Source organism: Novosphingobium silvae (genome assembly GCF_009856825.1).
Lineage (GTDB): Bacteria > Pseudomonadota > Alphaproteobacteria > Sphingomonadales > Sphingomonadaceae > Novosphingobium > Novosphingobium silvae.
The window spans coordinates 178539-190985 of the sequence record NZ_WVTD01000005.1 but is presented as its reverse complement, the minus strand read 5'-3'; the positions used below and the strand labels follow the sequence as shown (position 1 = coordinate 190985).

The following is a 12447-nucleotide window of genomic DNA, read 5'->3' as shown; positions in this document are numbered from 1 at the left end:
GGTGGTCAGCCCTCGAGTCGCTTGACTGCCTGCCAGTAGCTTTCCTGCTCGTCCAACGGCAAAGTATCGAACTTTGCGCCGTCGGCGGCCGCAAGGCGCTCCATGCCGCGGAAGCGGCGCTCGAACTTGGCGTTCGCGGCGCGTAGAGCGTCCTCGGGCGCAATGCCGTTCAGGCGTACGAGGTTGACGGCGGCGAACAGCAGGTCGCCCGCTTCCTCCAGCTTGTCGGCGGCGTTCGCCTCGGCAAGCTCCGTCATCTCCTCTTGAACCTTGTCGGCGGCTCCGCTGGGATCGGGCCAGTCGAACCCGACGCGGGCGGCTCGCTTCTGCAGCTTTTCCGCGCGCATCAAGGCCGGCAGGGAACCGGCGACGCCATCGATGGCGCTCGTCGCGCCTTTCGCCGCCCGCTCGCTGGCCTTGATCTGCTCCCAGCGATCCACCTGTGCCGTACCCGATGCATCGTCGCCAAAGATATGCGGGTGCCGGCGCTCCAGCTTGTGCGAGATCGCCGAGGCGACATCCTCGAAGTCGAAATGTCCGGCTTCCTCGGCCATCCGCGCGTGAAAGACGACTTGGAGCAGCAGGTCGCCCAGTTCATCCTTCAAGGCGCCAAGGTCGTTCTGCGCGATCGCCTCGGCGACTTCGTAAGCTTCCTCGATCGTGTACGGCGCGATCGTCGCGAATGTCTGCTCACGGTCCCATTCACAACCAGTCTGCGGATCGCGCAAGCGCGCCATGATCGACAAAAGGCGGCGGATCGGGCTGTTCTCAAGGTTCTGCATCATGGTTCGATAATCGAGATTATGTAAAGGATAGGCTTGCTTGAGCGGGGCATTTCAGCTCCCAACTCCGGCGTTCACAGTCTGAAGCAACAGCACCAGTCCGATGATGATCGCCGCCCAAATCGCCATGAGCCGAAGTGCTCGGCCGCGCTGCAATGAACGGATCTCGGAGTTGCGCAATGCCAGAACCAGGCAACCTGCGATTGCGACGATCGAGACGATCATGCCGGTCTGGTTCATGGCGCCACCACCATGCCATCGTATGCCACCAGGACATTCTCCGGCACCGAAGCGCTTAGCGTTGCGTAGTCCATGCTCTTATCGAGATGCGTGAGAACCGTCGTTCCCGAACGGCATACGTCTGCAAGCTCAAGCGACATGGCCAGATGCGCATGCGTAGGATGCGGCTCGCGCCTGAGGCAATCGACGATCAGGACATCGCAGCCGTAGAACAGATCGATCATCCCGCGTGTGATTTCGCTGAAGTCGGTCGCGTAACCGATTGATTTGCCGTCTGATTCGAAACGAAAACCAGTGGACTGGGCCGGCCCATGCGGCATCTGCGTGTGATCCACCCGGAAGCCCTCGCACAGACGCACGACGTCGAGATTGTCCAGCGACACCAGCGTCGGATAGCCGTGCTGCCCGGCAAAGACGTAACCGAAGCGCTGGCGCATGCGCCTTACCGTTTCAGAGGCGGCAAACCCCGGGATCGGACCGGCGCGGCCATACCTGAGCGGCCTCAGATCATCGATGCCGTGGCAGTGATCGGCGTGATCGTGCGTCCAGAACACGGCGTCGAGCCGATGGATGTCGTTCGCCAGCAACTGGCTGCGCAGGTCCGTAGGCGTGTCGACGAGAATGCGTGAGCCTGCCTCGCTCTCGAGCAGAATGGCGACGCGCGTCCGGCAATTGCGCGGTTCCTCGGGATCGCACAGGCCCCAGTCGGCCTTCCCGTCCTCGCCGCCGAGCCGCGGAACACCCGTGGACGTACCGCTTCCAAGGATCGTCACTTTCATGACGCGACCCCCTCAAGGCTGGCCTTGCGGAAAAGCCTGAAGAAGTTGCGCGTGGTCGCCTCGGCAAGCTTTTCCGGCGAGATGCCGCGCAGGTCCGCAACAAAGCGTGCGGTGTCGGCGGCAAAGGCAGGTTCGCACTTGCGCCCTCGATGCGGCACAGGCGCAAGGAACGGCGAGTCCGTCTCGACCAGCAGCCGATCTTCAGGGATCGCCCTTACAACCTCCTGTAAGTCACTGGCGTTCTTGAAAGTGACGATACCCGAAATGCTGATCGTCAGACCCAGGTCGAGCACCTTACGCCCGAACTCGGCACTGGCAGTGAAGCAGTGGATGAGCGCCGGGAAGGTACCCTTCCCCATTTCGTCTTCAAGGATGCGAGCGGTATCTTCTTCGGCATCGCGAGTGTGGATGATGATCGGAAGGCCGGTTTGGCGCGCGACTGCGATGTGGGTGCGGAACAGGTCCTGCTGTACGGCGCGGTCGGACTTGTCGTAGTAATAGTCGAGCCCGGTCTCGCCGATACCGATGACGCGGGGATGTGCCGCCGCTTCCAGCAGTGCCCCCTCCCCGAGGTCGGCGTGCTGGTCGGCCTCGTGGGGGTGGATGCCGACCGACGCCCATACGTCTGCCTCGCGTGAGGCGGTGGCGACGACCCGGTCCCATTCGGACCGCCGCGTCGAAATGTTCAGGAAGCCGCCGATCCCCGCCTCTCGAGCTCGGGCAAGCACCCCGCGCTGATCCTCGACGAGGCCCTCGTACTCGAGGTGGCAGTGGGAATCGATCAGCATCAGGCCTCCGCCACCTCGGGCAACTCCAGGCGCGGGAATACGCCCACGGGCTTGTCCACCTTGTACCCCGAAGCGGACAGCGTGGTGAACCACTCCGGGTCGTCGAGCGCGGCATAGGTCCGGGCGGAAGCGCTCTGGCCCATCTGGTCCAGCAGCGCATCGATCGATGATGGGACCACCGGGCGCACGGCGATGGCAAGATCGCGCACGACCCGGAACAGGATCATGAGCACGGCTTCCATCCGCGCCGGGTCCGACTTACGCAGCGCCCAGGGAGCCTGCTCGTCGACATACTGATTGCAGGCGAACACAGCGCGCATCCACGCCTCCAGACCGTCGCTGAACGACAGCTGGTCGAAAGCGGCGCGCATGGCGTCGAAGCCTTGCCGTACTGCATCGAGGAGCGCCTGGTCAGCTTCGTTCACAGGCAGGTCCGGCTTGATCTCGCCGTCCATGTTCTTGAAGATCATGGAAAGACTGCGCTGGGCAAGGTTGCCGAAGCTGTTCGCCAGTTCGGCATTGGCACGCGTCACGATGGCTTCGGGCGACCACGAACCGTCCTGCCCGAATGCCACTTCGCGCAGGAGGAAGTAGCGTACGGCATCGACACCGAACGTCTCGGCAAGCTGGATCGGGTCAGTCACGTTTCCGAGCGACTTCGATTCTTTTTGCCCGCGGTTCAGCAGGAAACCGTGCCCAAAAACCTGCTTTGGAAGGTCAAGGCCCGCGCTCATCAGGAAGGCCGGCCAGTAAACGGTGTGAAACCGCACGATGTCCTTGCCGATAAGGTGAAGGTCTGCCGGCCAGAACCTGGCGTAATCGCCCTGCTCGTCAGGGAAGCCGAGACCGGTGATGTAATTGGTGAGCGCATCGACCCACACGTACATGACGTGGTTGTCGGACCCGGGGACCTTGATCCCCCAGTCGAAGCTGGTGCGGGAAACCGAAAGGTCCCTCAGGCCGCCTTCGACGAAGCGCTGGATTTCGTTCCTGCGGCTTTCCGGACGAATGAAGTCTCCGCTCGCATAGAGTGCGAGCAGCTTGTCCTGGTACTTGGACAGACGAAAGAACCAGGATTCCTCGACGGTCCACTCGACCGCCGTCCCCTGGGGCGACAGCTTCTCGCCCTGCTCTCCTGCCTGGAGTTCGCTCTCGTCGTAATAGGCCTCGTCGCGAACGGAGTACCAGCCTTCGTAGCGATCGAGGTAAAGATCGCCCGCCGCTTCCATCCGCCGCCACAGCTCCTGCGTGGCTTCGTGATGCCGGGGCTCGGTTGTGCGGATGAAAACATCATATCCGACATCAAGCTTGTCGCACATCTGCATAAAATGGCCGGACATTTCTGTCGCCAGATCTGCCGGTGTGACGCCAAGGTCACGCGCTTTCTGCGCCATCTTGAGGCCATGCTCATCCGTGCCGGTCTGAAACCGTACGTCGAACCCCTCGGCTTTCTTGAAGCGTGCGATGACATCGGCAGCGATCGCCTCGTAAGCGTGGCCGATGTGCGGCTTGCCGTTGGGATAGCTGATGGCGGTCGTGATGTAATAGGGCTCGCCCATGCGGCGTCGCGCTTTCCGTATAGTTTAATGTTAAAAGCTAAGGTTCATTCTCATGTCGAGCGCAGCTGCGCACCGACGCGAAAAGGAACTAGCGTGCAGCTTCTCTAGGCATCGCGGCCGAGGCCAGCAACCCGCCAATTTCCATTATGAGGAGGCCTGCATCGAAATTGTAGGTCGTTGCCTGCACCGAGAGCCTGGTCAGGACTTCATGTGCCTCGATGATCTTTGCCTGCCTGGCTCGCGGGGCGGAGCGCAGTTCCTGGACCAGCACCGACCGGGCCAGTTCCAGCGCCGCCACCTGCCGATCGCGTGCAGGCCGCGCGCCCATTTCGTCCGCAAGAGCGCCGCGCAGGTGAAAGCGGGCGTCACCTTCCCGCAGGATCCGCATCATCAGCGCGTGAAGGCCGCCAAGGTCGTGCTCCACAAAATCGAGCGCGATGCCGGGCGATCCTTGCGCCGCCGTGATGGCGGCCTCCCTCGCGGCGGCATCGGCGTGCGGCGCGTCGCGGCGAATGATCTGGTCGAGCGCGGCCGCTTCCAGCGGGGCGAAGCGAAGGATGCGGCAACGCGATCGGATCGTCGGCAGCAATCGCCCGGGCTGGTGAGTGACGAGAAGGAAATAGGTGCCGGCCGGCGGCTCCTCGAGCGCCTTGAGCAGCGCGTTGACCGCGCCCTTTTCCATGTCGTCCGCAGGATCGATCACGATGGCCCGCCGCTCGCCCAGAGTAGGCTTGGTGGCGAGGCGCCGGATCATCTCGCGTACCTGATCCACGGTAATGTTGCGCCGGGTCTGGTACGGCTTGCCCTCGGCCTTCTTCTTGGCCTCATCGTCGTTGGCGGGAAGATGCTCGAGGATGGTGATGTCGGGGTGGGCGCTCACGTCCGGGATAGCGGAGCCGGGCTGGCGCACGAGTTCGCAGGCGGCTGCGCGAGCAAAAGCGCGTTTGCCAACCCCCTTGGCTCCGCTGAGCAGCCAGGCGTGATGCATCCGTTCGGAGGCGATGGCGGCCAGCCACTCTCGCCATGCGGCATCCTGGCCGACGACGGGAGAAGTGGAACTCACGGCAGCAGGGGCTCGAGCGCGGCGAGCACAAGAGCGTGCGTGGCCGCAGGATCGCCATTGCCGTCGATGCGGGCGAAGCGGGCCGGCTCCGCCTCGGCGAAAGCGGAGAACGCGCGCGCGACGCGGGCGTGGTAAGCGGAATCGCGGCTACCGATGCGGTCCGTTCCGTCCACGTCACGGCGGGCCAAGCGCTCCACCGCGATCTCGGGCGTGACTTCCACAAGGAGTGTGAGATCGGGAAGGAGGCCATCGCTGCCGATCCGGTGAAGAACGGTGATGTCGTCTTCGGACAGGCCGCCGCCACCGCCCTGATAGGCCCGGCTCGAATCGAGGTATCGATCGCAGACCACCCAGGCTCCTGTGGCCAGCGCGGGACGGATAAGGCGGTGCACGTGATCGGAGCGTGCGGCGGCGAACAGGAGTGCCTCGGCGCAAGGATTCCAGCTCACGCCCTCATCGCCTTCCACTCCGTGCAGAAGCAGCGATCGGATTGCTTCCGCGCCCGGGGTTCCGCCGGGTTCACGCGTGATGACGACGTCAAGGCCGCGCTCACGCAATGCCTCGGCAAGGAGACGCGCCTGCGTGGACTTGCCCGCCCCCTCCCCGCCTTCCAGCGCTATGAACCGTCCGGCAGTCATGTGAAGAGATCGGCCAGACCGTTCCACAGACGGTCGAACGGACCGGCGACGCCTACGTCACGGCCGGCATACAAAGGAACCCGTCCCGGTGCGAGGCCGGCTACGCGGATCTCCAGTTCTCCGACCTGCTCTCCCTTGCGTACGGGGGCGGCGATGGGGCCGCGATAGTGCACCGAAAGCTTCACGTCGGGACGGCTGCCCTGCGGGATGGTGGCATGAACCTCGCGGTTCGCCACCAGCGGCAGGACGCGGGCGTCGCCCCCCTGCACCTGAGCCTGAGCAATGGTCTGGCCCTGATCGAAGAGGTGGCGCGTGTCCCACGCGGCAAATCCCCACTCCAGCAGCGCCTTCGCCGCGTCGTCCCGGACGCGGGGAAGCGGAGAGCCGGCCAGGACCATGACGAGCCTGCGGCCACCGCGCTCTGCCGTGCCGAGGAAGTTGTAGCCCGCCTCGCGGGTATACCCGGTCTTTATGCCATCAGCGCCGGGCACCACCCCAACCGTGGGATCGTGGCTGCGCATCGCCACGTCACGCCAGAACCAGCGCTTGTGGCCGGAGAACTCGCGGTAGAGGTCCGGATAGCGCGTGATCATCGCATCCGCGAGCTTCACCAGATCGCTGGCGGTAACGTAGGTGTTTCCTCCATCCATCCACCCATTGGGGGTGTTGAAGTGGCTGCGCGACATTCCAAGGCGCCGGGCCGCATCGTTCATCCTGGCGGCCCATGCCTCCACACTGCCCGCGTGCCCCTCTGCGAGCACGACGGCGGCATCGTTGGCGGAGGCCGTCATGATGCCGTGGAGCAGGTCGCGGGCGGTCGGCCTGTCCTTGGTCGTGATGTACATGTTGGTGCCCTTGGCGAACCATTCGCGCTCGGTCTCCGGCCGTTCGGCGAATGTGCGATCGAGGTTGAGGCGGCCCGCACCGATCTCCTCGAAGGCGACGTAGGCGGTCATCACCTTGGTGACCGACGCCGGCAGGAACGGCGTGTCCGGATGCCGTTCCTCGAGCACCTGTCCCGATCCAAGGTCGACAAGCAGGCTCACCGGGATCGGCGCCAGTTGCGCCGGAGGTGTCGGACGGGGCGCGGCGGCACCGGCGGCGCTCACCGGCAATGTAACGAGCAACGCAAGCTTCACGAAATGCGAAAAGGACTTCAAGACCCGTATTCTCCCGCGCGCCGATGCGCCGCCTGGCTTGGCGCGGAAGACCTTCACATCACTCCGCGCTCTGGATTCGTGCGTCGCTATAGCCCGCGCGCCGGGCCTTCTCCAGCGCCGGAGCGGCTTGTGCACGGTTCGTGTATGGGCCCAGCCGGACCCGCCAGAAGCGGCCCGCCTGTGAGACGCCGCCACCCAGCTGACCCGCTACCTTGCGAGCCGAAGCCTGGGAGGAAAAAGCGGCGACCTGAACCACCCACTTGCCGCGTGTTTCCGAAGCGCGCGGGCGCGCCGCCTCGGGCGCCGGCTTCGTGGAAGCAGCAGCAGGCGGCGCGTCAGGCACAGTCGGCATCGCAGGCGCAGGTGTGCTCGTCGAGGGATTGCGGGCCGGCGGCGGGGTCGTCGTAACCGTACCGGCCGCAGGCGCGGGCAAAAGGGGCGACTGGTCGGCCAACTTGCGCCGCAGCACCTTCAGCAGGCCCTCGGGTGTTTCCATGCGCTCGGGAGCGCGGCCGCCCTGTCGCAGCAGCGCGCGCTCAGCTTCCGGAGGATTGACGCGGCGGATGCGAATGGGCCCGCCCGTGGCAGCCAGGTTCAACTGCGAGGCGGCGTCAGGCGATAGCTCGACGATGGCGGCGTTGGTCATGGGGCCGCGCCGTTCCAATCGCACAAGGATGGTGCGTCCGCTGTCCAGCGCCGTGACCTCGACGTAGCAGGGTAGCGGCAGGGTCTTGTGGGCACCGGTGATGCCCGAGCCATCCCCGACGATCGCCTGCCCGACCGCGTCGTAGTTCAGCTGATCGACCGGGGTCCATACCTGCCCGTCAACCGTGAAAGGCTCTCCGACCACGACCGGGTAGTCCGCGGCAGGCCCCGAAGCCGCAATGGGCGGATCCGCACTCCGTTCAGCCGCAAAGGCGCTCCCTGCGGCTGTCAGGATCAGCGCAGCCAGCGGCAGCGAGTGGTTAACGGGAAATCTCATCTGCAAGCAACCCCACGGACATGGCGTAGTAGTTCGAGCAGTTGTACTGGAGGATCACCCGATAATTACCGGTTAACAGCCAGGCCGGCGTGCCGGGGCCATCCGGCTGGAACAGCGAGGCTTGGACGTTCTCGCCGATTTGGCGCTGCGGAGTGACGCCGAGAGCGCGCCACTGGCTCACCGTCTTCCACTGGGAGTGGCGGGCATGAACCCTGTCGCATGTGGGCGCGGCAAGCTTGGTGGCATAGGCATCCACGTTAAAGCCGGCCGGCACACTGGCGCGCACTCCCCAAGGCTGCCCCGGACGCCAGCCAGCATCGCGGAAATAGTTGGCGATGGAGGCAATCGTATCGGCCGAACTGTTGAAGATGTCGCTGCGTCCGTCGCCGTCGCCATCGACAGCGAGCCGCAGGTAGACGCTGGGCAGGAATTGCGGGTAACCGAAAGCCCCTGCCCAGCTGCCTTTCAGCTGCGAGCGCGGAACTCCGCGATCCACCATCTTCATGAGAGCGATCAGCTCGCCTTCGAAGAGTTCGCGTCTGCGCCCTTCCCAAGCCAGCGTGGCGAGCGAGCGCGCGAGGTCGAAGTCACCGGTGTAGCTGCCGTAGTTGGTCTCGTGCCCCCAGATTGCGAACAGGATCGGCGCAGGCACGCCATAGCGCCGCTCGATCTGCGCGGAGATCGAGGACAATGACGCATAGCGGGACTGTCCGCGCTGGATGATCGAGGCGCCGACATGCTGCGAGATATAAGGCGCGAGCGGAGGCGGCGCTGACTGGCGCCCGGGCTGCGCGGTGTCCAGTGCGATCACCCGCTCGTTTGGCGTAAGCCCCGCAAGAACGCTGGCGATCGTACCTTCGCTGACCCCCTGCGCCCGTGCACGCGAGGCGACCTGCTGGAGATAGGAGGGGAACGTCTCCGATTGAGCGCACGCCTGCATCGCCGGCAATGGAGCCGCAGCCAGGACAAGGGCGATGGAGGGGAAACGCAGCGAACGCAGGAAGGATCGGAAAGTCATTACAAGGGAACTTCGCATAAAGCACCCAGGTTGCAAATGGGCGCGGGTCCTTCGTCGTGGACAGCCATCGCACGCATCGCTCCGCCTGCCTCCGAGACCGCAGATCCGCATTGCCCCTCTTGCGCCCGCGCCACATTGCGGTATGCGCCCATCAGAGCGGACAGGTGGCCGAGTGGTTTAAGGCAGCGGTCTTGAAAACCGCCGTGGGTGCAAGCTCACCGTGGGTTCGAATCCCACCCTGTCCGCCAATTACCCATCCTCAATGATCCGAAATCATCCCGATAGGGGCTGATTTCCGCGCGCTTGTCGTGTACGGCTCGTCCCGATGAATCCCGATTTGTTCCGCCCCAGCCTCGGGGTACTGGTGGCATATTGCGGGGTATCGATTTCGGAGGTCGGGGTATCGTGCTGACAGACAAGGAAGTGAAGAACGCGGCCAAGCGCGACAAGCCGTACAAGATGGCGGACTCGGGCGGGCTCTATCTCTACGTCGCGACAACCGGGGTGAAATCCTGGCGCATGAAATTCCGCATGCATGGCAAAGAGAAGCTGCTGACCTTCGGGCCGTACCCCGAGGTCAAGCTCTCCGAGGCCCGTGACAAGCGAGACGCGGCCAGGCGGCAGATTCGCGAGCACGTCGACCCGTCGGGCGCTCGCAAGCGGGCTCAGGAAGAGAAGGAGCGTCAGCGCGCGGAAGACGCCAAGCTAGTGACCTTTGAGACAGCAGCGCGCGCGTGGTTCGCCCTGCAGTCGCCACGGTGGACGCCGGTGCATGCCGCCGACGTTCTCACCAGCCTAGAGCGCGACGTCTTCCCTGCCCTTGGCTCGCGCGCACTGGTCGCTATCGACGCCCCGGCGGTCCTTAATGCTGGACGGCGCAGGCCGAGAACGATCTGGCAGATCCCCGCATCGGTGACGAAGACGCGCTAAGCAGCCAAGTGCTCAAGGCCGTCCTGGCGGTGTTCGGGATCCCCTGCGCCACGCCAGGCGACTTCATCGTCAAGTCATATGTAAACCTGCTCTGGCATGCGGGACATACCAAGGGTCGTGAGGTCATGCGCAGTCCTACCGGCAGCTTTCATGACATTGATCTGTCAGAGATCGACAGCGACAGCACCATCACCGATGCCTACTATGGTGCCGTCTACGACGACCTTGATCAGTGCGACCTCGGCGCCTGCCTGCTCGCAACGGGCAACATCGATTTCGACCCGCGCGGCTGGCTGGAACGTGCCGACACCATCGGTATGCCGGTGGCTGTCATTCTCAAAGCCGATGGCTCCAAGTCGCTAAGCTTCGGCTTCATCGACAATGACGACGATCGTCTGCGCCGCGAGGAACGCCGTCTTCAGCAGATCCTGACCTTCGACCACGCTCGGCGCTGGCAGTCGATCGCCGCTTACATCTCCGAGCACCGCGCTGACCTTCTGCTCGTCGCACCTGCGCCAGCCGCACAGGTGTCGGCATGACCTTCGAACCTTTCAGCATTCCCGCCGTCCCCCCGGGCGGGAGTGTCAGCAACGGCGGGGTTCAATGCCCCCCGGCCCCGCCGTTGCTGGCCGAAGCCTGGCTGCTCGCATGGCAGCGCATTGGCGGCGCTGTCACCATCGGAACCGACCGCTCTCTCCAGCCTTGGTTCCATCCCGAGATCGGCTGCGAGGATGAGCAGTGCGCAACCGTGCTTCTGGCCGAACTGCTCGACACGCCGGGTCTTCCAGCCGCGGTGCGGATCATCATCGCCGCTTCGCTCCACCCCAAGCGCAGGAGGGCAGCGTAATGGCGACTGCATCTCAGGCCGCAGGGATCGACGCTCTCCACGCCATGGCGATGGTCGACAAGTTCTCACGGCGGATCGCGGCGCGGCCTTACCCGGCACCCGCCGGCCGCGACACCACTCTTCGGGAGGCCCAGTGCCAACACGGCTGCGACCCCTGTTTCATGGAGTGCGCCGTCGCCCCTGCCCGCCTTGCGTGGTGGGAAGCGCAGCTGGCCCGCTCTTGCGGCTCCGCGTCGATCGGGAGGGCATGATGGGTCAAGTGATCCCATTCCCGCTGCACCGTGTCCGCGAGCCCCTGTTGCCGAGCGACAATCGCGAGACGCTGCGTCTCAAGATCATGCTCGACTGGTGGGTCCGCGAGCGCGCCATGCTCGGCAAGGTGCCCAAGGGTAGTCGCGACCAGCGCTGGGCCGAGAACTTCGCCGAGGCTGTCGAGAAGGTCGATCGCATCGCTGCGAAGATGCAGGCGGCGCAATCCGCACGAAGGAAATCATCATGACGCGCTTCGGCACCAACAGCCGTCACTGGATCAACCGGGGGCCGAACGGAATTCCTGATTGGCTCATCCCGCACGTCGCACAGCCGCGCGAGCCCAACGGATCGTTCGAAATCCGGTCTAAGGTAGGAAAGGCTGACGTTGTGGCGAAGGTCCACGTAGGCCACGCCGTGATCCTCCACCGCGACATCGCCTATACCCGGATCCTGGGCGAAGCGGACGAGCTGATCGCCGAACTCGAGGAGATGGACCGCGCAGTTCCGGCGCCGGTCGGTCCGGGCAAGAACGTCGACAAGGCCTGCGCAGCGAAGACGCCGGCCGCACGAGGCCGCGCCGCCGGGAAGGTCAAGCCGACCGAGCGTAAGCGGGCCTATCCCGAGCCGCTGGGCGACCCGCCGACGATCGAGTGGATCAAGGTCGACCGCCTGAGCATCGACGCCGTCTACCAGCGCTCGACGGACAACGACGCCTCGCGCCGGCTGATCGCGTCGATCGCTGCGAACTTCGACTGGCGCCTGTGCGCGCCGCTCGTCGTCTCGCGGCGGCCGGACGGCACATTGTCGGTGATCGACGGACAGCATCGCACCGTTGCAGCAAAGATGCGCGGCGACATCCCGCACATGCCTTGCTGCGTGTTCAACTACTCGAGCCCCGAGGAGGAGGCGCGGATGTTCATCAGCGCCAACCGGGCGCGCAAGCCGATGAACCGGCTGGACGACTTCCACGCGGCGCTTGCCGCTGCGGACGAGGACGCACTGGAGATCAACCGGCTGGTCACCGAGGCTGGCCTGACGATCACCCGGAACACCTCATCCTCCGCCTGGAAGCCGGGCGAGATCGCCTTCACGGCATCAATCGCCAGCACCTTGCGCAAGCACGGTGAGCAGATCGTCTCGGCAGCGCTGACGAACATCGCCGAGGCCTTCCCCGGCCAGAAGGTTGTCCACTCCGGTTCGATCTTCCTGGGCATCGTCAAAATGCTGACGTCACCGCCCGAGGGCTTCGATCCCGACCGCATGTTTCAGGCGCTGCTCCGCTACTCGGCTGAGGAATGGGGCAGCTTCGTCACCGGTCTGAAGGGCGGCGACACCCGCGCCACCGCAATCCGGGACGCCCTACTGATGGCCTACGAGGAAGTGCCGGTGATCAGCTCATGAGCGAAGAC

At 64.8% G+C, this 12447-nt stretch carries 16 protein-coding genes and 1 tRNA gene; 7 read left to right on the top strand and 10 right to left on the bottom strand.

Annotation, left to right across the window (positions count from 1 at the left end; genetic code table 11):
* Window positions 1–5 precede the first annotated feature (5 nt).
* From mazG to GR702_RS09105, 10 genes are all read right to left on the bottom strand, one after another.
* Window positions 6–782, bottom strand: a complete 777-nt coding sequence (mazG, locus tag GR702_RS09150; protein WP_160985665.1) for a nucleoside triphosphate pyrophosphohydrolase — start codon at window positions 780–782, stop codon at window positions 6–8.
* Between the two features lie 54 nt (window positions 783–836).
* Window positions 837–1022 carry a hypothetical protein gene (locus tag GR702_RS09145; RefSeq protein ID WP_160985583.1) on the bottom strand — a complete coding sequence of 62 codons (186 nt, stop codon included), beginning with the start codon at window positions 1020–1022 and terminating at the stop codon, window positions 837–839.
* Window positions 1019–1801 carry an MBL fold metallo-hydrolase gene (locus GR702_RS09140; protein ID WP_160985582.1) on the bottom strand — a complete coding sequence of 261 codons (783 nt, stop codon included), beginning with the start codon at window positions 1799–1801 and terminating at the stop codon, window positions 1019–1021. The genes GR702_RS09145 and GR702_RS09140 overlap by 4 nt, the downstream gene beginning before the upstream one ends.
* On the bottom strand, window positions 1798–2589 hold the full coding sequence (locus tag GR702_RS09135; protein ID WP_160985581.1) for a TatD family hydrolase: 792 nt from the start codon (window positions 2587–2589) through the stop codon (window positions 1798–1800). Before GR702_RS09135 ends, GR702_RS09140 begins: the two co-directional genes overlap by 4 nt.
* Complete coding sequence (metG, locus tag GR702_RS09130) at window positions 2589–4148, bottom strand: methionine--tRNA ligase (RefSeq protein WP_160985580.1); 1560 nt, start codon at window positions 4146–4148, stop codon at window positions 2589–2591. The genes GR702_RS09135 and metG overlap by 1 nt, the downstream gene beginning before the upstream one ends.
* A gap of 88 nt (window positions 4149–4236) precedes the next feature.
* Complete coding sequence (locus tag GR702_RS09125) at window positions 4237–5211, bottom strand: AAA family ATPase (RefSeq protein ID WP_160985579.1); 975 nt, start codon at window positions 5209–5211, stop codon at window positions 4237–4239.
* A complete protein-coding gene (gene tmk / locus GR702_RS09120; protein WP_160985578.1) occupies window positions 5208–5849 on the bottom strand; it encodes a dTMP kinase in 642 nt (213 codons plus the stop codon). Before tmk ends, GR702_RS09125 begins: the two co-directional genes overlap by 4 nt.
* Window positions 5846–7009 carry a D-alanyl-D-alanine carboxypeptidase family protein gene (locus GR702_RS09115; RefSeq protein WP_160985577.1) on the bottom strand — a complete coding sequence of 388 codons (1164 nt, stop codon included), beginning with the start codon at window positions 7007–7009 and terminating at the stop codon, window positions 5846–5848. Before GR702_RS09115 ends, tmk begins: the two co-directional genes overlap by 4 nt.
* A 58-nt stretch (window positions 7010–7067) precedes the next feature.
* The gene (locus tag GR702_RS09110) at window positions 7068–7991 is read right to left on the bottom strand and encodes an SPOR domain-containing protein (RefSeq protein ID WP_160985576.1); all 924 of its coding nucleotides are present in this window, start codon (window positions 7989–7991) and stop codon (window positions 7068–7070) included.
* Window positions 7975–9009 (bottom strand): lytic murein transglycosylase, encoded by a 1035-nt coding sequence (locus GR702_RS09105; RefSeq protein ID WP_160985575.1) that lies wholly within the window; start codon window positions 9007–9009, stop codon window positions 7975–7977. Before GR702_RS09105 ends, GR702_RS09110 begins: the two co-directional genes overlap by 17 nt.
* A gap of 158 nt (window positions 9010–9167) precedes the next feature.
* Between GR702_RS09105 and GR702_RS09100 the strand changes: the two genes are divergently transcribed.
* The 7 genes from GR702_RS09100 to GR702_RS09070 all read left to right on the top strand — a co-directional run bounded on the left by GR702_RS09100 (window position 9168) and on the right by GR702_RS09070 (window position 12439).
* Window positions 9168–9257: transfer RNA gene (locus GR702_RS09100), tRNA-Ser, on the top strand.
* Between the two features lie 157 nt (window positions 9258–9414).
* Window positions 9415–9939, top strand: coding sequence for an integrase arm-type DNA-binding domain-containing protein (locus GR702_RS09095; protein ID WP_160985574.1), 525 nt, complete (start codon window positions 9415–9417; stop codon window positions 9937–9939).
* Between the two features lie 8 nt (window positions 9940–9947).
* Window positions 9948–10478 carry a hypothetical protein gene (locus GR702_RS09090; protein WP_160985573.1) on the top strand — a complete coding sequence of 177 codons (531 nt, stop codon included), beginning with the start codon at window positions 9948–9950 and terminating at the stop codon, window positions 10476–10478.
* Window positions 10475–10786 (top strand): hypothetical protein, encoded by a 312-nt coding sequence (locus GR702_RS09085; protein ID WP_160985572.1) that lies wholly within the window; start codon window positions 10475–10477, stop codon window positions 10784–10786. The genes GR702_RS09090 and GR702_RS09085 overlap by 4 nt, the downstream gene beginning before the upstream one ends.
* Complete coding sequence (locus GR702_RS09080; protein WP_160985571.1) at window positions 10786–11037, top strand: hypothetical protein; 252 nt, start codon at window positions 10786–10788, stop codon at window positions 11035–11037. Before GR702_RS09085 ends, GR702_RS09080 begins: the two co-directional genes overlap by 1 nt.
* A complete protein-coding gene (locus tag GR702_RS09075) occupies window positions 11037–11285 on the top strand; it encodes a hypothetical protein (protein ID WP_160985570.1) in 249 nt (82 codons plus the stop codon). Before GR702_RS09080 ends, GR702_RS09075 begins: the two co-directional genes overlap by 1 nt.
* The gene (locus GR702_RS09070) at window positions 11282–12439 is read left to right on the top strand and encodes a DUF6551 family protein (protein WP_160985569.1); all 1158 of its coding nucleotides are present in this window, start codon (window positions 11282–11284) and stop codon (window positions 12437–12439) included. Before GR702_RS09075 ends, GR702_RS09070 begins: the two co-directional genes overlap by 4 nt.
* Window positions 12440–12447 lie beyond the last annotated feature (8 nt).